Origin of the sequence: Sphingomonas sp. R86520, from assembly GCF_042466285.1 — a bacterium.
In the GTDB taxonomy this organism is placed as follows: domain Bacteria; phylum Pseudomonadota; class Alphaproteobacteria; order Sphingomonadales; family Sphingomonadaceae; genus Sphingomonas.
Window position 1 is genome coordinate 2,855,245 of sequence record NZ_JAXHBZ010000001.1, and the last position, 22,315, is coordinate 2,877,559.

At 65.9% G+C, this 22,315-nt stretch carries 14 protein-coding genes; 3 read left to right on the top strand and 11 right to left on the bottom strand.

Annotation, left to right across the window (positions count from 1 at the left end; translation table 11 throughout):
- Positions 1–17: 17 nt before the first annotated feature.
- Positions 18–1,406 carry a TIGR03013 family XrtA/PEP-CTERM system glycosyltransferase gene (locus tag SJY41_RS12980; protein ID WP_380782316.1) on the bottom strand — a complete coding sequence of 463 codons (1,389 nt, stop codon included), beginning with the start codon at positions 1,404–1,406 and terminating at the stop codon, positions 18–20.
- A 162-nt stretch (positions 1,407–1,568) separates the two neighbouring features.
- Between SJY41_RS12980 and SJY41_RS12985 the strand changes: the two genes are divergently transcribed.
- Positions 1,569–2,642 (top strand): mannose-1-phosphate guanylyltransferase/mannose-6-phosphate isomerase, encoded by a 1,074-nt coding sequence (locus SJY41_RS12985; protein ID WP_380782318.1) that lies wholly within the window; start codon positions 1,569–1,571, stop codon positions 2,640–2,642.
- Between the two features lie 484 nt (positions 2,643–3,126).
- Here the strand turns inward: SJY41_RS12985 and SJY41_RS12990 are convergent, their stop codons facing one another.
- The 10 genes from SJY41_RS12990 to SJY41_RS13035 form a co-directional block, all read right to left on the bottom strand.
- A complete protein-coding gene (locus SJY41_RS12990) occupies positions 3,127–4,359 on the bottom strand; it encodes a glycoside hydrolase family 27 protein (protein ID WP_380782320.1) in 1,233 nt (410 codons plus the stop codon).
- 2 nt (positions 4,360–4,361) lie between these two features.
- On the bottom strand, positions 4,362–6,677 hold the full coding sequence (locus SJY41_RS12995) for a glycoside hydrolase family 3 C-terminal domain-containing protein (RefSeq protein WP_380782322.1): 2,316 nt from the start codon (positions 6,675–6,677) through the stop codon (positions 4,362–4,364).
- Positions 6,678–6,780: 103 nt separating this feature from the next.
- A complete protein-coding gene (locus tag SJY41_RS13000) occupies positions 6,781–8,382 on the bottom strand; it encodes an alpha-N-arabinofuranosidase (RefSeq protein ID WP_380784146.1) in 1,602 nt (533 codons plus the stop codon).
- Positions 8,383–8,441: 59 nt separating this feature from the next.
- Positions 8,442–12,026: a hydantoinase B/oxoprolinase family protein gene (locus SJY41_RS13005; protein ID WP_380782324.1), complete on the bottom strand. Its 3,585-nt coding sequence runs from the start codon at positions 12,024–12,026 to the stop codon at positions 8,442–8,444.
- A gap of 31 nt (positions 12,027–12,057) precedes the next feature.
- Positions 12,058–14,091 carry a M3 family metallopeptidase gene (locus SJY41_RS13010; RefSeq protein ID WP_380782326.1) on the bottom strand — a complete coding sequence of 678 codons (2,034 nt, stop codon included), beginning with the start codon at positions 14,089–14,091 and terminating at the stop codon, positions 12,058–12,060.
- A 10-nt stretch (positions 14,092–14,101) separates the two neighbouring features.
- On the bottom strand, positions 14,102–15,499 hold the full coding sequence (locus SJY41_RS13015; RefSeq protein ID WP_380782328.1) for an L-serine ammonia-lyase: 1,398 nt from the start codon (positions 15,497–15,499) through the stop codon (positions 14,102–14,104).
- A gap of 202 nt (positions 15,500–15,701) precedes the next feature.
- Positions 15,702–17,102, bottom strand: a complete 1,401-nt coding sequence (locus tag SJY41_RS13020) for a dihydrolipoamide acetyltransferase family protein (protein ID WP_380782330.1) — start codon at positions 17,100–17,102, stop codon at positions 15,702–15,704.
- The gene (locus SJY41_RS13025) at positions 17,102–18,109 is read right to left on the bottom strand and encodes an alpha-ketoacid dehydrogenase subunit beta (RefSeq protein WP_056053047.1); all 1,008 of its coding nucleotides are present in this window, start codon (positions 18,107–18,109) and stop codon (positions 17,102–17,104) included. The genes SJY41_RS13020 and SJY41_RS13025 overlap by 1 nt, the downstream gene beginning before the upstream one ends.
- A 217-nt stretch (positions 18,110–18,326) precedes the next feature.
- Positions 18,327–19,616: a thiamine pyrophosphate-dependent enzyme gene (locus SJY41_RS13030; protein WP_380784147.1), complete on the bottom strand. Its 1,290-nt coding sequence runs from the start codon at positions 19,614–19,616 to the stop codon at positions 18,327–18,329.
- A 139-nt stretch (positions 19,617–19,755) separates the two neighbouring features.
- The gene (locus SJY41_RS13035; protein ID WP_380782332.1) at positions 19,756–20,775 is read right to left on the bottom strand and encodes a fumarylacetoacetate hydrolase family protein; all 1,020 of its coding nucleotides are present in this window, start codon (positions 20,773–20,775) and stop codon (positions 19,756–19,758) included.
- A 187-nt stretch (positions 20,776–20,962) separates the two neighbouring features.
- Here SJY41_RS13035 and SJY41_RS13040 point away from each other — a divergent pair, with 187 nt between their 5' ends.
- Both SJY41_RS13040 and SJY41_RS13045 read left to right on the top strand, forming a co-directional pair.
- On the top strand, positions 20,963–21,205 hold the full coding sequence (locus tag SJY41_RS13040; protein ID WP_380782334.1) for a DUF6894 family protein: 243 nt from the start codon (positions 20,963–20,965) through the stop codon (positions 21,203–21,205).
- 202 nt (positions 21,206–21,407) lie between these two features.
- Positions 21,408–22,139, top strand: a complete 732-nt coding sequence (locus tag SJY41_RS13045) for a Crp/Fnr family transcriptional regulator (protein ID WP_380782336.1) — start codon at positions 21,408–21,410, stop codon at positions 22,137–22,139.
- Positions 22,140–22,315 lie beyond the last annotated feature (176 nt).

The window sequence follows — 22,315 nt, forward strand, 5'->3', positions numbered from 1 at the left end:
CGCCGCGGCCACCATGGTCAGCGTGCGCCTGCCGGCCATAGTACCACGCGAAGAGTCTGCAGAAGGATCAGCATGTCGAGGAACGGCGAATAATTCTTGGCGTAATACAGGTCGTATTCGAGCTTGTGCCGGGCATCCTCGATCGACGCGCCGTAAGGGTAGTTGATCTGCGCCCAGCCGGTGATCCCGGGCTTCACCATATGGCGTTCGGCGTAGAACGGAAGCTGGTCCTCGAGTTGCTCGACGAACTGCGGGCGCTCGGGGCGTGGCCCGACGAAGCTCATCTCGCCCTTCAAAACGGTCCATGTCTGGGGCAGCTCGTCGATCCGGACCTTGCGGATGAAGCGACCGATCCGGGTGATACGTGGATCATCCTCCGCCGCCCAGACGGCCGTGCCGGCGATCTCGGCATCCTGCCGCATCGACCGTAGTTTCAATATGTCGAAGCCCTCGTTGTACAGGCCGACACGACGCTGGCGATAAAAGGCAGGCCCCCTCGATTCGAGCTTGATCGCGATCGCCGTGATCAGGATGATCGGAATCGTGAGCACCAGCAACACACTGCTCGCGACGATGTCGAACGCGCGCTTGAACACGCTCGACAGCATCCGGCTCGAGGCGAAGCCGTCCGAGAAGATCAGCCAGGACGGATTCACGCTCTTGAGATCGATCCGGCCCGTCTCGCGTTCGAGGAACGTCGAGATCTCGCTGACCTGGACGCCGGTAGTACGCACGCGCAGAAGGTCCTTCATCGGCAACGCGTTGCGCCGTTCGTCGAGCGCCAAGACGACTTCGCTCGCATTCTGATCGACGATGTGGGCGGCCAGATTGGGAATTTCCGCCCGCGGCAACGCGTTCTGCACGACAGGCTCTACCTCGCCCATGCGGACGAACCCGGCGACGACGAAGTTTACCCCTGGTTGTTCGGCCAATGCCTCGATCCGAGCCGCCCGTGCTCCGGCACCCAGCACGACGATCCGCCGTTTGAACGTCTCCCCACCCAGCGTCTTGCCGAGCAGCGCCCGGACGAAGACCAGCAGCATCGTCGCGATGACCGTCGAATAGAGCAGGTTCGATCGCCAAAGCGCCAATGGGGGGACGAGAAAAAAGATGAGCGACAGGAACATCACGCCAAGCGACAGCGCCACGGCAAGGCGGGCGGCGGCAAAGCGGAGCGACAGGAACGATGCCACGCCGTAAGCCCCGACCGCGACCAGCGACACCTGCAACGCGATCGCGAAGGTCAGCAACTGCCCGATACGCGTATGGATCGGCGCGACTTCCATGCCGATCTGATGCGCGCGAACGATCCAGCCGATTTCCGCCGATGCCACCAGCAATACCGCGTCGACGAAACCGAGCAGCAGCACCGCATAGGGGACGTAGTGCTTGAAGAGCCGTATCATGCCACGCTATCCCGACACATCATTTGTAAACGTTACCGACACCTGAGCGCAGGTTTCGCAGCAAATTACCAAAAAAGCCTGAAGACGGCGGATCGCCTCGCATGATTCGGCGATTGGCACGCCGGGCGGTCGCGCTATAGCTCGTCCCCTTCAGGAGGATGCATGACCGCACGTAAGATCGTTCCCGTAATTCTTTCAGGCGGATCGGGCACGCGACTCTGGCCGATGTCACGGCCCGAAATGCCCAAGCAAATGCTTGCCTTGACGGCGGACGAGACGATGCTGCAGCTCACCGCGGGGCGAGCACGTGGCGAACGCTATGCGGCACCGATCGTCGTTGCCAATGCGCGTCATGCCGATCTGGTCGAGCAGCAGCTCGCCGATGCGGGTGCGGCACCGCAGGCGCTGATCCTCGAACCGACCGGCCGCAACACTGCGCCGGCAATCGCGCTTGCGGCGATCGCTGCGGGTGGCGGCGGCGACGCGTTGCTGGTGATGCCGTCGGATCACGTAATCGATGACGTCGCGGCGTTTCACGCCGCGATCGAGGCGGCGATGCCGCTGGTTACGCAGGGCTGGCTTGTCACGTTCGGCATCGCACCCGACGCACCCGAGACCGGCTATGGGTGGATCCAGATCGGCGAGGAATTGCGCCCTGGGATCAACCGCGTGGCGCGGTTCGTCGAAAAGCCGCCGCTCGAGGCCGCGCAATCGATGCTCGCCAGCGGTGATCATGCCTGGAACGGCGGAATCTTCCTGTTCCTCGCCGATGCCTATCTCGAAGCGCTTGCGCAGTTCGATCCGGGCATTCTGATCGCCACGCAGGAGGCGATGGACAAGGCGCGTACCGAGGGCACGCGAATCTACCCCGACGCGGTCGCCTTTGCTGCCTCGCCCGATGATTCGATCGACTATGCAGTGATGGAAAAGGCGGAGCGCGTGGCGGTGGTGCCGGTCGACATGGGCTGGAACGACGTCGGCAGCTGGGATGCCCTGCACGCGATCAGCGACGTCGATGGCGATGGCAATGCGCACCGCAGCCACGGCGACGGCGACGTGCTCGCGATCGACACGAAGACGTGCTTCGTCCGCAGCGACGGCATCCGGGTTTCGTTGGTCGGGGTCGAAGATCTGATCGTCGTCGCCAGCGGCAACGACGTGCTGATCATGCCGCGTGGTCGCAGCCAAGAGGTCAAAAAGCTGATCGAGGCGATGAAATCGCGAGATAAGGCCTGAAACTATCGTCCGCTCTCCACGGTGAAGGGGAGCGGACCTCACGGCCACGCAGAAATTTACGGTCGTTTGCGCGACTTCGGCACCTGCGACAATTTGGTGAGAAGCGTCGGGATGTCGTCCGTGATCATCGTATCAGTCGGCGTCTGCCACGAGGTGCGCAGGGTTTCTCCGACAGTGTGCAATCGCGCGTCGGACGCACGCTTCGGAGTCTCGTCTCGCACTATGGCCTCGATTACGCATACGAGCCCGGCGGATCCTCCGGGGGGATGAGGACGCCGCCGGGCTCGCCAGTCAAACCGTCGGTGACCCATCCGGTTCCAGCCGCGCGTCGCTAAATTTCCCCGACACTGTGTATCGACGCACTCCTGGCCGATTCGAGGGCACGCGGCTTAGACTTGAAGTAACGCTTACGGACCAACAGCCAGGGCAAGAGTTCGTCATGGACTGGTGCAGGCGACCAGTGACGTAGGAAGAGCCGCAGCCGCTACTTTCCCGAACGCCGGGGGGTCACCTTCAGCATCACCACGCCGTGCGGCGGGACCATCGCCGAGAAACGCCCGTCGCGCAGCCGCCGCGTCTTACCGGACCACAGATCGCGAACGTCCGACGCCAGCCCATCCGTGTAGCCGATCTCCGGCCACGCGACCGCGATCTCTGCCGCCGCCGCGCCCCGGTTCAACAGCAACACTGCACGACTTCCATCCGCCAGCGGCCGTGCCCAGACCTCGCGGTCGCCATCGTCGCGCACCCGCCTGCCCTGCATCCCGAGCGCATCCTGATCGACCGCGATCACGTCCTTGTTCAGCAGGATCGCGCGTGTGGCGGTGTCCATTTTCGCGACGTCGTTGCCGGCGATCAACGGCGCGGCCATCATCGCCCAGAGGCTGAAATGCGCGCGGTATTCGGTGTCGGTCATGCCGCCATTGCCGACTTCGAGCATGTCGGGATCGTTCCAATGCCCTGGGCCTGCGAACGGATACAGCGGCTCGTTCTTGTCGGCGATGTCCATCACGCCGAGCGAATAGGTCACCGGCCCCGCCCACGCATCACGGATATCGCCGGTGGTCCGCCACATGTTGCCGATCTTCGCGGCCCATTCCCACGGGCGGTTGTTGCCCCATTCGCAGATCGACAGCAGCATCGGCCGCCCGCTCGCGCGAATGGCGTCCGACATCAGCGCATACGCCTCCTCGGCATTGCGCACGCCGGTCGAGCACCAGTCGTATTTGAGGTAATCGACGCCCCAGCGCGCATAGGTGAGCGCATCCTGATATTCATGCCCCTGGCTGCCGGGACGCCCGCCGCAGGTCTTCCGCCCGGCATCGGAATAGATTCCGAACTTCAGCCCCCTGGCGTGCACGTAGTCCACCAGCGCCTTGATCCCAGACGGGAACTTGCCCGTGTCGGCGGTGATGAAGCCATCCTTGTCGCGGTCGCCGTGCCAGCAATCGTCGATCACGACATAGCCGTACCCCGCCGCCTTCATGCCGTTCGCGACCATCGCGTCGGCGGTGTCGCGGATCACCTGTTCGGTGACCTTGCAGCCGTGCTTGTTCCAGCTGTTCCAGCCCATCGGCGGTGTCATCGCGAGGCCGTTGGCGGTCCGCCCGGCCTCGCGCGACGGCCGCACGGTGTTGGGATCGACGAGCTGGTCCTGCGCCGCCGCGCTGCTAGCCGCGAAGACCATCAGCACCGCAGCGACGATCTGCCGCACCATGATCAGCGACCGCCGCGATCGAGCGTCTGGGCGGGCACGCGGACCGTCACGGTCTGGACGATGTCGGTCGCCGAGGTGGCGAGCATCACCTTGTAGTCGCCGCCAGCGATCTTCCACCCACCACTCGTCACGTCGAACGTCGCAAGCAGGCGCGGATCGACCGTTACCGACACCGCCTGGCTGGTACCGGGCGCGAGATCGACCTTGCGGAAGGCGCCGAGCCGCTTCGGGGCTTCCCAGCCTGCGCCGGAGACATAGACCTGCGCGACTGCCTTCCCCTGCGCCGCACCCGTGTTGCGCACCGAGAAATCGGCCTTGATCCCCTTGCCTTCAGCCGTCGCGGTCAGACCACTCAACGCGAAGTTCGTGTAGGACAGGCCATAGCCGAACGGGAACAGCGGCTTGGCGCCGGTCTTGTCGAACCATTTATAGCCTACAGCTGCGCCTTCGATGTCGTAATTGCCCATCGGATGCGCGTCGCGGTCGAGCTTCGGATCGCCCTCGATCACCGGACGCGGCAGTTGCGCGACCGACGCCGGGAAGGTCGCCGGCAGATGCCCCGACGGGTTGACCTCACCGGTCAGCACGCGCGCAATCGCCTCGCCGCCCGCGGTGCCTGGATACCACGCCTCCACCACCGCGCCGACCTTGCCCAGCCACGGCATCACCACCGGACCGCCGGTTTCGAGCACGACGACGGTCTTCTTGTTCGCCCGTGCGACCGCATCGATCAGCGCGTTCTGGGCGCCCGGCAGGTTCAGATCGGGGACATCGAGCGACTCGCCGGTCCACTGCTCGCCGAACACGACGACGACGTCCGCCTTGCGCGCTGCCGCTGCGGCGGCCTTAACGTCCTTGCCGTCGAGATACGTGACCGTCGCCCCGGTCCGCGCCTGCAACGCCTTCATCGGCGACGACGCGTGATAGGTCTTGGGCCCGGGGAAGCCGCTCGGGAATTCGTCCGGCACGACCAGGCCGTTGGTCGGTGCGTTCGGCGAATAGACCTGGCTCGAGCCGCCGCCCGACAGCACGCCGATATCGGCATGTGCGCCGACTAGCAGGATCGACTTGGCCGTCTTGGCGAGGGGCAAGAGACCGGCGGTGTTCTTGAGCAGCACGATGCCTTCTTCGGCATCCGCGCGCGTCACCGCGGCGTGGCCGGCATAGTCGATCGTCGTCGCGCGGTCGCCTGCCACGACCGTGTCGAACGCACCGACCGAAAACATCCCCCACAGCACGCGGCGTGCCATGTCGGTCGCACGCACTTCGGTCACATGGCCGTTGTTGACCGCCTCGCGCAGCGCGTCCGCGAAATAGGGCGAGCGATCGAACGCCCAGCCGGATTGCTGGTCAAGCCCGGCGTTGGCGGCCTCGCTGGTCGAGTGCGTCGCGCCCCAGTCGGACATCACATAGCCCTTGAAGCCCCAGTCGCGCTTCAGGACGGTGTTGAGCAGCCAGTCGTTCTCGCACGAGTAATGGCCGTTGACGCGGTTGTACGAGCACATGACCGAGCCGGGCTGGCCAACCTCGTTGGCGATCTCGAATGCGAGCAGATCGGACTGGCGCGCAGCCTGTTCGCCGATCTTGGTATCGATCGTGAAGCGGTTCGTCTCCTGCCCGTTGAAGGCGTAATGCTTCATCGTCGAGACGACATGCTGCGACTGGATGCCCTTGATCTCGTGCCCGGTAATGACGCCGGCCAGCAACGGATCCTCGCCGCCATATTCGAAGTTGCGCCCGTTCCGCGGCTCGCGCGTGAGATTCATGCCGCCCGCAAGCTGCACGTTGAAGCCCGACAGGAACGCCTCGTTGCCGATCATCGCGCCACCGGCCTGAGCCAGTTCGGGGTTCCAGGTCGACGCGGTCGCGATCCCGGAAGGCAGCGAAGTGCGCAAACGAGGCGTCGGCCCACGCTGGCTGGCGACGCCGACGCCGGCATCGGTCTGCCACTGGTTCGGGATGCCGAGCCGCGGGATCCCCGGCACGATCCCGGCGGACGCTGGCAGTCCGTCCTTGGGGTAGGCCCAGTTCTTGGTCGGCGTCTTCAGCCAGTCGGCCGTCGTCGCGAAATAGCCGAAGGTGAGCTGCAACTTCTCGTCGAGCGTCATCTCCTTGAGGAGCAGTTCGACGCGCGCATCCGCGGACAGCCCGGTGTTCATCCACGGCCGCGCCCGGGGGCCATCGGTCCGCGCCGCCGCTGCGCCTGGCGCATTGTTGGTCGTCTGCGCAGTAACCGGAGCGGCGGCCAAAGCCGTTGCCGCGAGGATCGATCCCGCCAGCAGTCGGACAAACAGTGCGCGAGGGCGGGGTGCGGTCATGGGCTTCACTTTCTGAATGATCCTGTACGTCGAGATGCGGTTTGGCGCGTCCGGCGCCTCGCCGCAACCGGGAGCAAAGCCCCCGGCCCACTGGCTTGCGTCCCTATCGCAACGTCAGCATCACAACCGATTTCGGCGGCAAAGTCACGAGCAGCCTGCCACCGTCGATCCGCGCACCCGTAAAGGCGACCGGAGTTACCGTATCGGGTGCGTCGAAGGTGTTGATCGCCGTCATGGTCGGGGCGGTCAGCACCTGCCCCGTCACGCCCGTCGCGGTCACGCCGGACAGTGTCGTCGTCACGGTGGTGGGCTTGTTCGGGTCGAGGTTGGCAAGCGCGACGTGGACCAGCCCGTCCTTGCCGCGCACCGCGGACGCGCTGACCGCGGGCATCGTCCACTGGTCCTTGTTGTACCAGGGCGACGTCACCTCGATCGGCAGGACAATGCCGTCCATGTACGGCTTGTACATCGCAAAGACGTGATAGGTCGGCGTCAGCACCATCTTCACGCCGTCGGTCAGGATCATCGCCTGCAGCACGTCGACCATCTGCGCGATCGCCGTCATCTTCACGCGGTCGGCATGTTTGGCGAAGACGTTGAGGTTGATCGCGGCGACCATCGCGTCGCGCAGGCTGTTCTGCTGGCGCAGGAAGCCGGGATTGGTGCCGGGATCGGGCGCATACCACGTCCCCCATTCGTCGACCGCGAGCCAGACCTTCTTCTGCGGATCATATTTGTCCATCGCCGCGCTGTGCTTGGTCAGCAGTTCGTCCATGCGAAGCGTTTCCGCGAGCACGTGCGCCCATTGCTCCTCGCCGAACGCGGTCGAGGACAGCTTGTGCTCCCAGGGTGCGGCGACCGTGTAGTAATGCAGCGACAGCGCATCGACCTGCTTGCCGGCCTCGCGCATCATCGTCTCGGTCCAGGCATAATCGCCCGAGTTCGCGCCGCTGGCGATCTTGGTCACCTTCGTGCCTGCCGGCGCCTTGATGAAGGTCGCATAGCGGCGCGTGACGTCGGCGGCATATTCCGCGCGCATGTTGCCGCCACAGCCCCACAGCTCGTTACCGATCCCGAAGAACGGCACCGCCCAGGGCGCCTTGTGGCCATTCTGCGCGCGCTCGTCCGCCAGCGTTCCGGCGGGCGAGGTCATGTATTCGACCCATTCCGCCATTTCCTGCGGCGTACCGTTGCCGACGTTGCCCGAGATATACGCTTCGGCGCCGACCTGGCCGACCAGGTCCATGAACTCGTGCGTACCGACGGTGTTGGGCTCGGTCACGCCGCCCCAATGGGTGTTGATCTTGATCGGACGCTTGGCCCGTGCGCCGACACCCTCGCGCCAGTGATATTCGTCGGCGAAGCAGCCGCCTGGCCAGCGGATCGCCGGTACGCCAAGCCCGCGCAACGCGCCGATCACATCGTTGCGGAAGCCACGCGTGTTCGGGATTTTCGACTTTTCGCCGACCCATAGCCCGCCATAGACGCCGGTACCCAGATGCTCGGCGAATTGCGTGAAGATGTGGCGGTCGTACGTCGGACCGGGCTGATCACCGTGGATCGCGATCTCGGTCTGCGTCGGTGCCGCTGTCACGGTTGGCGGTCCAGCCTCCTGCGCACTGGCCAGCGCACTCGTGCCGATCAGCAGAGCCGTCGCCAGACCGACGCATTTGCGCGCCCACCGCTCGCTATTCGCGTGCATCATCCCCATCACCCTCTCCCGGTTTATTAGTCAGACTTATTGAGCCGGGAAGAGTTTGGCAATCAGGGTTTGTCGCGCGCCTCTGCGATAGCCCCGGCGGCCGCGAACCCGCCACCGCCCGGGGTTTCGATGACGAAGACATCGCCGGCCCGCATTTCGATCCTGCCGGTCGAGCCAAGCGGTTCGGTCGTGCCGTCACGGCGCTCGACCCGAGCCGCACCCACCCCGCCTTCGGCGCCGCCCGCCATCCCGAACGGTGCCACGCGGCGACGGTTGGCGAGGATGCACGCCGTCATCGGTTCCAGGAAGCGGACGCGGCGCGTCGCGCCGTCGCCGCCGCGATGCGCGCCCTGCCCGCCGGAACCGCTGCGTATCGAAAACGCGTCGAGTTGTACCGGGTAGCGGGTTTCCAGGATCTCGGGGTCCGTCATCCTGCTGTTGGTCATGTGCGTCTGGATAACCGATGCGCCGTCGAAGCCGGGCCCCGCGCCTGCACCGCCGGCGATGGTCTCGTAATATTGGTGCGTGTCGTTGCCGAAGGTGAAGTTGTTCATCGTCCCCTGGCTCGCCGCCATGGCGCCGAGTGCGCCGAACAGCGCGTCGGTGACGACCTGGCTGGTCTCGACGTTGCCGGCGACGACGGCGGCCGGATAGCGCGGGTTGAGCATCGAGCCTTCGGGGACGCGGATCGTCACGCCGCGCAGGCAGCCGTCGTTGAGCGGTACCGCCTCGTCGATCAGCGCACGAACGACGTAGAGCACGGCCGCACGGACGATCGAGACGGGCGCGTTGAAGTTGGTTGGGCGCTGCTCGCTGGTGCCGGCGAAATCGATGTCGAGCGTTGCCGCCGTCCGGTCGACGCGGACGGCCACGCGGACGACCGCGCCGTCGTCCATCTCGTACGCGAAGTCGCCATCGTCGAGCGTTGCGATCAGGCGACGAACGGCAGCGTCGGCATTGGCCTGGACGTGCTCCATATACGCCGCGACGACATCGGTGCCGTACTCGTCCGCCAGGCGCGCGAGCCCTGCCGCACCGCGCGTGCACGCCGCGAGCTGCGCCGCCATGTCGGCAATGTTCTGGTCGATGTTGCGCGCCGGATAGGCTCCGCCGGCGAACACCGTGCGCAGCGCGGCTTCGAGGAATCGTCCCTCGTCGACGACCAGCACGTCGTCGAGCAGCACGCCCTCCTCCTCCACCGACCGGCTTTCGGGTGGCATGGACCCCGGCGTGATCCCGCCGACATCGGCATGATGGCCGCGTGCCGCAACGAAGAAGGCGGGCGCGTCGCTCCCAACGTCCTCAAGGCTGTCGGCGAACACCGGCATGATCACGGTGATGTCCGGCAGATGCGTGCCGCCGCGATAGGGCGCATTCAACGCGTAGGCGTCGCCGCGGCGGATACCACGGCCGTCCGCGCCGCCGCCTCGCGCATCGATGATCGTCCGGATGCTCTCGCCCATCGAGCCGAGGTGGACCGGGATGTGCGGCGCGTTGGCGACGAGGTTGCCGGATGCGTCGAACAGCGCGCAACTGAAGTCGAGCCGCTCGCGAATGTTGACCGACGCCGCCGAGCGCTGGAGCGCTGCGCCCATTTCCTCGGCAATGCTCATGAACAGGCCGGCGAAGATGGCCAGACGGACAGGGTCGGATTCGGTGCCGACGCTGGCACCGACGCGGGGCGTGATACGGTCGAGGATCAGGTTGCCGATCGGATCGACGCGTGCGCGCCAACCGGGTTCGACGATGGTGGTCGAGACACTGTCCAGGATCAGCGCCGGGCCGTCGACGCGGTGTCCGGCGGGGAGGCCGTCGCGCGCGAAGACCGGCGTCTCGTGCCATGTGCCGGCCATGTAGACCGGGGCGGTCGACAGTGGCGGAGCCGGCTTGTCCGGGAAGACAACCAGCGCGGCGTCGATCGGCGGGCTCTCGGCGATCGCCTCGGCAACGATCCGGTCGGCGATCAGCGGCGCTTCGCTGGCAAAGCCGAACTGCGCGACGTGCGCGGCATCGAACGCGGCGATCATCGCAGCTGGTTCGTCGAAATCGAGTTCGATCGTGTGGTCGGTCTGGCCTCGCCGCAGGTGCACGCGCCGTTCGATCCGGACAGCGTCCGCCGATACGCCCTGCGCCACCAGTGCCTCGCACGCCGCGTCGGCAAGGCCATGCAGCGCCTGCATGATCCCGGTATAGTCCGAGAACGCCGCACCAGCGGTCGCCTCACGTAGAATCCGCCGATCGGCGAGTCCCATGCCGTAGGCCGACAGCACGCCGGCGAGTGGGTGGATCATCACCCGGCCCATCGCCAGCGCGTCCGCGACGAGGCACGCATGCTGCCCCCCGGCACCGCCGAAGCACGCCAGCGTGTAGCGCGTCACATCATGCCCCCGCGCGACGGAGATCGTCCGGATCGCATTCGCCATGTTCGCGACCGCGACCGCGACGAACCCTTCCGCGGCGACATGTGGATCGAGCGGCAATTCCGCGAACCGCGCCGCCACGGCGTCGGCATCGAGCGCTGCATCTCCCGCCGGCCCGAACAGCGCCGGGAAGAACTCGGGACGCACCTTGCCCAGCATCACGTTGCAGTCGGTGACGGTGAGAGGGCCGCCACGGCGGTAGCACGCGGGTCCTGGTACCGCGCCCGCGCTCTCGGGGCCGACGATCAGCCGCTCCCCGTCGAACCGGCAGATCGAGCCACCGCCTGCCGCCACCGTGTGAATCCGCAGCATCGGCGCGCGAATGCGGGCGCCGGCGATCAGCGTCTCGGTGTCGCGCTCGTAGGTGCCGGCGTAATGCGACACGTCGGTCGAGGTGCCGCCCATGTCGAAGCCGATGACATGCTCGAACCCGGCCTCGCGGGCGGTCGCGGCCATGCCGACGATGCCCCCCGCCGGCCCGGACAGGATCGCGTCCTTGCCGCGGAATCCTGCGCCGTCGACCAGCCCCCCCGACGATTGCATGAACAGCGCGCCCGGCCCCAGCGCCGCGCTAAGCCCCGCCACATAGCGATCGACGATCGGCGAGAGATACGCATCGACGACGGTCGTATCGCCGCGCCCGATCAGCTTGATCAACGGCGCGACGCGGTGGCTGACCGAGATTTGCGTGAAACCGATTTCGGCCGCGATGTCCGCCAGCGATTCCTCGTGCGCGGTGAAGCGGTAGCCGTGCATCAGGACGATCGCGACCGCGCGCAAACCTTGATCGAACGCCGCCTGCAATCCCGTGCGGGCCGCGGCGGTGTCGAGCGGACGGATCACGTCGCCCTCCGCACCCACCCGCTCGTCAATCTCCACCACATGGGTGAACAGAGGCGACGGGCGGTTCACGTCGCGTGCGAAAATATCGGCGCGTTCCTGGTGACCGATCAGCAGCGCATCGCCGAAGCCTCGCGTGATCGCCAGGGCGGTCGGCTCGCCCTTGCGCTCTAGCAACGCATTGGTCGCAACCGTCGTGCCGATCCGCAACTCCAGCGGCACATCCGCCCCGTCGGTCAGCCGCCGGATCGCCTCGACCGCCGCATCGTCATACCGCTCGGGATCTTCCGACAGCAGCTTGGCAGTCACGACCCGGCCGTCCGGTCGCCGCGCGACGACATCGGTGAACGTGCCGCCGCGATCGATCCAGAACTGCCATGCCGTCATCGGCGGGCGTCAGCCGACAAGACGACGGGCATCATTGCAACCCGTGACGGATCAGCATCGCGGTCGGCTCGGGGTCGCGCCCGCGGAACGCGCGGAAGCTGTCCGCCGCGGGCCGCGTTGCCCCTCGCGCGAGAACTTCCTCGCGGAACCGGTCGCCGGTCTTACGATCGACCAGCCCGGCCTCTGCAAACGCTTCGAAGCCGTCCGCGGCCAGCAGTTCGGCGTAGAGATAGCTGTAATAACCCGACGCATAGCCGCCTGCGAAAATGTGGCTGAACGCGTGCGGGAAGCGGTGCCATTCGGGGGGGCGGATCACCGCCACCTCGTCACGCACCGCCTCGATCACCTCGATCGGATCGCTACCCATCGTGCCGAGATGGAGCAACAGATCGAACAGCGCGAACTCGACCTGGCGCAGGATGAACATCCCCGCCTGGAAATGCCGCGCCTTCACCATCCGCTCGAACAGGTCGGCGGGGAGCTTCTCGCCGGTCTTGTAGTGGCCGGACATGCCGGTCAGCACGTCCTTGTCCCAGGCAAAATCCTCCATCAGCTGGCTCGGCAGCTCGATCGCGTCCCACTCGAAGCCGTTGGTGCCGGCGATGCTCGGGCGGTTCACCTTGGTGAAGAGCAAATGGATGCAGTGGCCGGTCTCATGCAGCAGCGTGGTCACGTCGTTGTGGCTCAACAGCGACGGCGTGTCGCCACCATCCGGCGCGAAATTGCAGACGAGATACGCGACCGGCACCGTCACGGTATTGCCGTCTTGCAGCCGCGGCCGCGCCTGCGCCATCCACGCGCCGCCACGCTTGCCGGTGCGCGCGTGAAGGTCGAGATACAGCCCGGCGAACACCGTCCCGCTCTCGTCCACCACGTCGAAGAACCGCGCATCGTCGTGATACAACGACACGTCGTCGCGCTCGACGAGCTTGATCCCGAACAGGCGCTGCATCAGCGTCTGCCAGCCCTCCATCACGCGCGCGACCGGGAAATACGCCTTCACCACCTGCGCATCGACCGCATAGCGATCCTGCCGCAACCGGTTCGACACAAAGCCCGCATCCCACGGCTCGAAATCGACGATCCCGAGATGCTCGGCGGCGAACGTCTTCAGTTCGGCGAGGTCGCGCTCCGCGGCCGGCTTCGCACGCCGCGCTAGATCGCGCAGGAACGCGATCACCTCTGCGCTATTCGGCGCCATCTTGGTCTCCAACGACCACGCGACCGGATCGGTGAACCCGAGCAGCTTCGCGCCCTCGTGCCTCAGTTCGAGGATACGCGCGATCCGCGCACCGTTGTCGAATTCGCCCGCGTTCGGCCCCTGATCCGACGCGCGCGTCGCGAATGCGCGGTACATGCGCGCGCGAAGATCGCGGTTCTCGGCGAAGGTCAGCACCGCGTTGACGCTCGGTTGTTGCAGCGTGACCAGCCAGCCCGCCTGCCCCTTCGCCTTAGCGGCATCCGCGAACATCGCCTTGTCCGCGTCCGAGATCCCCGCGAGATCCGCCTCGTCCGTCACCAGTTCCGACCACGCGTCGGTCGCGTCGAGTACCGCGCTGCCGAACTCGTTCGACAACCCCGACAGCTCGACCGAAATCTCGCTGAACCGGTCGCGTGCCTCGGACTCCAGCGCGACGCCGGACAGCGTGAAATCGCGGATCGCCTGCTCGACCGCGACCCGGTCCTCGGTCGGCAAATCGGCAAACTCGGGCGACACGCTCAGCGCGACGAACACCTCATACAGGTCGCGGTTCTGGCCTACCTTCATGTCGTTCTCGACGAGCCGCTTCTGCCCTTCCGAATACGCCACGCGCAGCTCGGGCGTGTCCGCCACGCCGTGCAGATGCGACACCGCCGACCAGATCGCACCGATCTCGGTATTCGCGCGCTCGTACGGCAGCCACGCGCCCGCGAAATCGGTCGGCCGTGCGGTCGTCAGCGCCTCGACCATCGCCTCGTGCCGCGCGATCGCCTCGTCGAGCGCAGGCGCGATCTGGTCGGGCGACAGTTCGGCGAAACGGGGCAGCGACAGCGTATCGAGAAGCGGGTTCGTCGGGGCAGTCATGGGAAATCCTTCAGCATTCGACGACGTTGACGGCCAAGCCACCAAGCGACGTCTCCTTATATTGCGAGCGCATGTCCTCACCGGTCTGGCGCATCGTCTCGATCACCGCATCGAGGCTGACGATATGGCGACCGTCCCCCCGCAGCGCCAGATACGCGGCGTTGATCGCCTTGATCGCACCCATCGTGTTGCGCTCGATGCAGGGGATCTGGACCAGCCCGCCGATCGGATCGCAGGTGAGCCCGAGGTTATGCTCCATGCCGATCTCGGCGGCGTTCTCGATCTGCGCATTGGTCCCGCCGAGCGCCGCGACCAGCGCGCCCGCCGCCATCGAGCACGCGACGCCGACCTCGCCCTGGCACCCCATCTCCGCCGCGGAGATCGACGCGCGCTTCTTGTAGAGGAAGCCGATCGCCGCCGCGGTCAGCAGGAAGTCGTGCGCGCCCTTTTCCGTCGGGTCCTTCGTAAACGTCTCGTAGAATCGCAGCACCGCGGGCAGCACGCCCGCTGCACCGTTGGTCGGCGCGGTCACGACGCGACCACCCGCGGCGTTCTCCTCGTTCACCGCCAGCGCATACAGGCTGACCCATTCGAACACCGCGGACGGATCTGCCGCGGTATCGCGTGCCTGCAACCCCTCAAACAACGCCTTCGCCCGACGTGGCACCTTCAGCCCACCCGGCAGGATACCGCCCTGCCGACACCCACGATCGATCGACGCGAACATCGCCGCGCGCACCGCATCGAGAAAAGCATCGGTTTCGCTTTCCGGCCGCCACGCAATCTCGTTCTCGCGGACGATGTCGGCGATCGTCATCCCCGTCGCATCGCCGGTCGCGAGCAGTTCCGCCCCTGACGAGAACGGCCGCGGCAACGAGATGTTCGCCTTCACCGGCCCCGACCCTGCCTCGACGATCGCGCCACCGCCGATCGAGAAATAGGTCCGCTCTACGCTCCGCCCGTCGCCGAACGAGGCGGTGAAGGTCACCGCGTTGGGATGTCCCGGCAGGAAGGTCTGCGCGTGGAAGAGCAGGTGCTGGCTCTCCTCGAACCCGATCTCCACGCGCTCGGCCAGCATCAACCGCCCGCTCGACCGGATCGCCGCCAGCCGCACCGGGATCAGGTCGGGGTCGATCGTCTCGGGCTGCGCACCGCTCAGGCCCAGCATTACCGCGCTGTCGGTCGCATGCCCGCGCCCGGTCAGCGCCAGCGAACCGAAGAGGTCGACGCGCACCGCGACGGGCTTGTCGTCGGCGACCAGATCGGCGAACAACCAGGCCGCGCGCATCGGCCCGACGGTATGCGAACTCGACGGCCCGATCCCGATCGTGAACAGGTCGAGGATGCTGATCGCCTGATGGCAATCGGGGCGGGCGCGAGCGTGTTCGTCGGGGCGATCGAGGGTCAACGGGTTCATCCCTTACGATACGAGACTATACCGCGCGCCGTCCATCCGAAGCTGAGCCCCGTCTCACGCGGATTGAGCATGGGCAAGGCAGGCGCACCGACCATCGTGGTTTGCCGACCACTTCTGCCAGGTTGATGCATTCCGGTGACCCGACCTCCGGTGGTCAGGTCCGCCGACGTGCATGGCCTCAACGCATCGCCCGTCAGTCGGCGAACAGCAGGACGGGGGTTTCGAGGTACTTCTTCAGCCCCTGGACGAAGCTTGCCGCGTCCCAGCCGTCGACGACGCGGTGGTCGCAACTGATCGACAGGTTCATCAGCTTGGCACGGACCACCTCGTCGCCCTTGAAGACCGGGCGCTCGACGATCTTGTTGGGGCCGATGATCGCGACTTCGGGGCGGTTGATGACCGGGGTCGTGGCGATGCCTCCGAGCGGGCCGAGCGAGGTTACGGTGATCGTGCCGCCGCCCATCTCGCTGGGAGCGAGCTTGCCGGCGCGGGCGGCTTCCGCGAGGCGCGTGATCTCCGTCGCGAGCTGCCAGACGTTGCGGTCCTGCGCGTCGCGGATCACGGGGACGGTGAGGCCCGCGTCGGTCTGCGCGGCCATGCCGAGGTGGATGGCGCCATGGCGTGTGACTATGCCTGCTTCGTCGTCGTAGCGCGCGTTGAGCATCGGGAAGTCGGGGATCGTCTTGCAGATCGCGACGATCATCAGCGGGAGCATGGTAAGCTTCGGGCGGCCGCCCCGGTTGGCGTTGAGGTCGGCGCGCATTGCTTCCAACGCGGTGACGTCGATCTCGTCGACATAGGTGAAGTGCGGGATCGCGCGCTTCGACGCGGCCATGTTCTCGGCGATGCGGCGACGCATGCCGATGACCTTGATGGGCTGGTCTTCGCGGGCGCGGGATGCGTGGGGGGGGTGGTAGCCTTCGCCCGAGCCGTAGCGGAGGTAGGCGTCGAGGTCCGAGTGGCGGACGCGGTCGGAGTCGGTTTTGACCGAGGCGAGGTCGATGCCGAGATCGCGGGCGCGGGCTCGGACTGCGGGGGATGCGAGGGCGTGGGCCTTTTGCTCCGCCTCAGCCGCAGGAGCGGCGTGCGCCTTCTGCTCCCTCTCCCCTGTGGGGAGAGCACGTGCTTGCTGCTCCCTCTCCCCTATGGGGAGAGGGCTGGGGTGAGGGGTTGGGGCAGTTACCGGCGCTTCCGCCTGGGGCGGCCCCTCACCCCGACCCTCTCCCCGGAGGGGAGAGGGAGTTTCTGTTGCGACCTCTTCAACGCCGGGGTTCTCGGCTTCGTATTGCTCGGCGGTCTCAGCCTGTGCTGGCGTCAGCGGCGCGGCGACTACCTCGTCCGCGGCATCCACCGCGTCCGTCTCGATCACAACCAGCGCGGCGCCGATCGACACCTGGTCGCCGACTTCGCCCGCGAGCTCGACGACCACGCCGGTCACCGGCGACTCCATCTCGACGGTGGCCTTGTCGGTCATCATGTCGGCGATCGGCGAATCTTCTTCGACACGGTCGCCGATGGCGACGTGCCATGCGACGATCTCGGCCTCGGAGATGCCTTCGCCGATGTCCGGCAGCTTGAAGGTGAAGCGGGCCATTATGCGTCCTTCATGATCTTTTTCAGGGCTTCGCCGATGCGGACCGGCCCCGGGAAATACGCCCATTCGAGGCTGTGCGGGTACGGCGTGTCGAACCCGGTCACGCGCTCGATCGGTGCCTCGAGATGGTAGAAACAGCGTTCCTGGACGATCGCCGACAGCTCTGCGCCGAACCCGCTGGTGCGGGTCGCCTCGTGGACGATCATGCAGCGACCGGTCTTCTTCACCGACGCCTCGATCGTCTCGATATCGAGCGGCACGAGCGTGCGCAGGTCGACGATCTCGGCGTCGATCCCGGCCTCGGCGACGACGGCCGCGCAGACATGGACCATCGTGCCGTAGGCGAGGATGGTGAGCGCCTCGCCCGCGCGGACGATCTTCGCCTTGCCGAGTTCGATCTTGTAATAGCCGGTCGGGACCTCGCCGGCCGGGTGCTTCGACCAGTTCTGCGACGGGCGATCCCAATAGCCGTCAAACGGGCCGTTGTAGATGCGCTTGGGCTCGAAGAAGAGGGTCGGATCATTGTCCTCGATCGCGGCGATCAACAGGCCCTTGGCGTCATAGGGCGTCGACGGGATCACCGTCTTGATGCCGGACATGTGGGTGAAGAGCCCCTCCGGCGACTGGCTGTGCGTCTGGCCACCGAAGATGCCGCCGCCGAACGGCGAGCGGACCGTGATTGGAGAGGTGAACTCGCCGGCCGAACGGTAGCGCAGGCGTGCCGCTTCGGAGACGAGCTGGTCGAGCGCGGGGTAGATATAGTCCGCGAACTGGATCTCGGGGACGGGCCGCAGGCCGTACGCGCCCATCCCGACCGCGACGCCGATGATGCCGCATTCGGTGATGGGGGTGTCGAACACGCGGGTCTTGCCGTGCTTGGCCTGGAGCCCGGCGGTCGCGCGAAAGACGCCGCCGAAATAGCCGACGTCCTCGCCCATGACGATCACGTCGGGGTCGCGCTCCATCATGATGTCCATGGCGGAGTTGATCGCCTGGATCATGTTCATGCGGGTGGTGGGTTCGGCACCGTCTTGGCTTGACGAGGCCGCAGCCGCTTCCTCGGTTGCGTCCGGCCCACGTGCTTCAGTCACGTCGCTCATACAAACACCTTCGTCACCCCAGCGAAAGCTGGGGTCTCATGCCGCGAGGGCACGCTCGATAACCGGGATATCCCAGCCTTCGCTGGGATGACGGAATTTGGTTGGACGGAGTTAGGCTGGGTGCTCATGCCTTGCGATCCCATGGACGGCCGCTCGCCGCTTCCTCGTCGAGCATCTGCTGGCGCTGCTCCTTCAGGTGCCACGGCAATTCCTCGAACACGCCGTCGAACAGCGACTCGAGCGGCTGGTGCAGGCCGTGGCCGAGGATGCCGTTCTTCTCGGCTTCCTTCTGCGCGGCCTTGACCTGCTCGGCGAGTTCCTTGTCCTGCGCTGCGTGACGCTCGTCGTCCCATTCACCGATCGCAATCAGGTGATCCTTGAGGCGCTTGATCGGGTCGCCGAGCGGCCAGGCGTTGGGTTCGCCTTCGCTGCGATACTGCCCCGGATCGTCTGAGGTCGAGTGGCCTTCTGCGCGGTAGGTGAAGTGCTCGATGAGCGTCGGGCCCTGATTCGTGCGCGCACGTTCGGCGGCCCATTCGGTCGCTGCGTAGACAGCAAGTGCGTCGTTGCCGTCGACCCGCAAGCCCGCGATGCCGTAGCCGACCGCGCGCGCCGCGAACGTCGTCGCCTCGGCGCCGGCGAACCCGGAGAAGCTGGAGATCGCCCACTGGTTGTTGACGACATTGAAGATCACCGGCGCGCGATAGACCGCGGCGAACGTGCACGCCGAGTGGAAGTCGCCCTCGGCGGTCGAGCCCTCGCCGCACCAGGTCGCGGCGATCCGCGTGTCGCCCTTGGCGGCGGACGCCATCGCCCAGCCGACCGCCTGCGGATACTGCGTCGTGAGGTTGCCGGAGATCGAGAAGAACCCGGCTTCCTTGACCGAATACATGATCGGCAGCTGCTTGCCGCCGAGCCTGTCCGCGGTGTTCGAATAAATCTGGTTCATCATGTCGACGAGGCTCCAGCCCCGTGCGATCAACAGCCCCTGCTGGCGGTACGAGGGGAAGCACATGTCCTCGTAATCCAAGGCATACGCCGCGGCGACGGCGACTGCCTCCTCGCCGAGCGCCTTCATGTAGAAGCTGGTCTTGCCCTGCCGCTGCGCGCGGAACATGCGCTCGTCGAACGCGCGGAGCAACGCCATGCTGCGCAGCATGCGGCGCAGCACGTCGGGCGAAAGCTTGGGATCCCAAGGGCCGACCGCGTTGCCGTCGTCATCGAGCACACGGACCAGTGTGTAGGCGAGATCAATGAAGTCGGACGCCTTGTCGGCGGTGTCGGGGCGGCGCGCTTCACCGGCGGGCGGCACGTCGACTTCGGCGAAGTCCACCGCGTCGCCGGGGCGGAACTTCGGCTCGGGGATATGCAGCGTAAGTGGCTGCAAATTGGCGCGCGGATGCTCGCTTGCCATCGTCATTCCATCTCCATGAGGCCGCTGTGACCGCGGAACACTCTTACCGAACCTTGTTATTAAATTTCAACGCAGATTGCGAGGGGGAGTTGCGCATTCACGCTGTGCCGCAAGGATTTTTCTCCCCCTCCCGTCGGAATCAGCCCGCGACGGTTTGTTCGATGACGCCGAAGATCGGATGGCGCTTGTCGTCTTCAGCCCAGATGCGGACGACGTCGCCCTTCTTGAGGAACGGCGTGACGGGCTTGCCGCCCTGGATGGTCTCGATCGTCCGCACTTCGGCCAGGCAGGAATAGCCGACCCCGCCCTCGGCGACGGACTTGCCCGGCCCGCCATCGGGGCCGCGGTTCGAGACGGTGCCGGAGCCGACGATCGTCCCCGCGCCCAGCTTCCGGGTCTTCGCGGCATGTGCCACCAGCGTACCGAAATCGAACGTCATGTCTTCGCCCGCTTCGGCGCGGCCCAGTGGCTGTCCGTTGAGGTCGACCATCAGCTTGCGGTGCAGCTTGCCGTCCTTCCACCAATCGCCAAGCGAGTCGGGCGTCACGAAGACTGGCGAGAACGCGCTGGCCGGCTTCGACTGGAAGAAGCCGAAGCCCTTGCCGAGCTCGCCTGGGATCAGGTTGCGAAGCGATACGTCGTTGGTCAGGCCGACCAGCAGGATTGCCGCCAGCGCCTCTTCGCGGCTGGCACCCAAAGGCACGTCGCCGGTCACGACGACGACTTCGGCTTCCATGTCGCAGCCCCAGGCTTCGTCGGCGAGCGGGATGGGGTCGCGCGGTCCCAGGAAGCCGTCCGAGCCGCCTTGATACATTAGGGGGTCGTGCCAGAAGCTGTCCGGCATCTCCGCTGCACGCGCCTGTCGCACGAGCGCGACGTGGTTCACGTACGCCGAGCCGTCCGCCCATTGATACGCGCGCGGCAACGGCGACTCGGCATCGTGCTCGTGAAAGCGCCGCATCGGTATCATTTCGTGCTCAAGGTCGGTCGCAAGATTTTGCAGGTCGCACGAGATCCGGTCCCAGTCGTCCAGCGCGGCCTGCAACGTCGGCGCGATATGGCTGGCGTCGGCGTACCAAGCGAGGTCGTTCGATACGACGACGAGCCGACCATCGCGTCCCCTGGACGTGTCGGCATGCTTCAGACTGGCCAGTTTCATGCGGCGGATCCTCTCATTGTTTCCTGCTTCCTACGCCTTTGGCCCGACGCAAGTCGAGCACCCAAGTCGCGTGCAGCATCCCGTATCGAAATGGACCGGTCCACCGGCGAGAAAACTGATTTTAGTAAGGGCGGCGCGGACGGCTACGCGGTAGGATGCCGGCACTCAGACATCGAGGATATCCAGCATGCCCAGATACTTCTTCGATATGGCCAACAGCACACGCGACATCGATGAAGAAGGGACGGAACTCGCCAGCGCGGACGACGCGCGGGTCCAGGCGGTGGTGTTCGCAGGCGATTATCTTCGCGATCAACCGGGACTTGTCTGGGATGGAGGCCAGTTCGCCGTCGCGGTTCGCGACGAGGCCGGCAGGGTTCTGCTCAATGTCGTGGTCACCGCGACGGACCCTGCCGACAGCAGCCTTTGACAGCAACACGCTGGCAGCAGGGAACCGGTGCCAATACCCGGTGCCCGAAGACGTTCTCCGCACCGATATCGCGACAAATCGCAGTAACATGGGTTTTGTCGAACAGGTCAATCCTGGGATAAGGTGGACTGTAACGCGACGCGCTATCCCGGTGGAGGTGACAGCGAGGGGATTGCTCCTGCCCTGAATGCGGAGCGTGCACGTGGATATCTCCATCGTGAGTGATCAGTTGATTCGTAAATTCTCATCGCGGGTGTCGATGAGTGCGGGAGATCGTGCCCAGATCGCGGCGCTGCCGTTCAAGTTGCGGACGATCGATGCGTCGACCTACATGCTGCGCGAAGGCCAGCATCCGACCCGGTGCGCGTTCATCGTCGCCGGGCTTGCCTATCGCCAGAAGCTGACGCCGAACGGCGAGCGCGAAATCGTGTCGATCGTGATGCCCGGCGAGTTCGTAGATCTTCAGAATCTATTCCTCGATGAATCGGATCATGACATCCAGGCGCTCACCAGGCTGACGCTGGCCGAGATCCCTATCAACGCGCTGCGCGACCTCATCTTGGCTTGCCCACCCGCGGGGCATGCCCTGTGGGTCGATGCGCTCATCGAGTCGTCGATCCACCGCGAATGGCTGCTGAACATCGGCCGGCGCAATGCGCGGACGCGGCTCGCGCATCTGTTGTGCGAATTCTCGGTTCGGTTCAGGACATCGGCAGGTGCCGACATGGCGTACGAGCTGCCGATGACACAGGAGCAGCTCGGCGATGCGCTCGGCCTGACACCTGTTCACGTCAACCGCGTGCTGAAGTCGCTCGAAACCGCCGGGCTGATCGCGCGTAAGAAGCGCCAGGTCAGCGTGATGGACTGGGCCGGCCTGCGTGACACCGCCGAGTTCAACGAGCGCTATCTCCACCTGAGCCAGCAACCGATCTGAGCCCGATGCCAACGGGAAGACCAGTGGCAACTTGACTTTTCAGCTGATCTACATCATCTAGCGCAAATCGAGGTGTCATGCAGCGTGATCGGATCTGAATAAGGTCCAAGCTCCGCCTCGGTCGTTTCCAACGGGCTTCCCTTTTCACGCGGGGTGTCAAAACACCACCGCCACTC